The organism is Bradyrhizobium sp. NBAIM03, from assembly GCF_020194055.1.
GTDB classification, from domain to species: Bacteria; Pseudomonadota; Alphaproteobacteria; order Rhizobiales; family Xanthobacteraceae; genus Bradyrhizobium; species Bradyrhizobium yuanmingense.
Genome location: NZ_JADYVS010000235.1, coordinates 1 through 404, shown reverse-complemented (window position 1 = coordinate 404; position 404 = coordinate 1). Strand labels below are relative to the sequence as shown.

At 63.4% G+C, this 404-nt stretch carries 1 pseudogene; it reads right to left on the bottom strand.

Annotation, left to right across the window (positions count from 1 at the left end):
- Positions 1-404, bottom strand: a pseudogene (actP, locus tag I6F21_RS38280) (cation acetate symporter); the annotation flags it as partial.

The following is a 404-nucleotide window of genomic DNA, read 5'->3' as shown; positions in this document are numbered from 1 at the left end:
GTACAGCCCTTCCACAGCATCGAGAGGAACAACACCGGAAAGTTGGCCGATGCCGCCACCGCAAACGCCAGCGACACCATGAACGCGATGTTCTGCTTCTCGAAAGCGATGCCCAGCAGCACGGCGATCACGCCCAGCACCAGCGTGGTGATGCGCGAGACCTTCAGCTCGTCGGCGCTGTTGGCCTTGCCGTGCTTGAAAACCGTGGCGTAAAGGTCATGCGACACCGCCGATGCACCCGACAGCGTGAGCCCTGCTACCACCGCGAGAATCGTGGCAAACGCCACGGCCGAGATGAAGCCGTAGAACACGTCGCCGCCCACCGTCTTGGCCACCAGTACCGCAGCCATGTTGGCCGTGCCCGCGCCGCCCTTGATGACACCCTTGGCCACGTCGGACAGTTC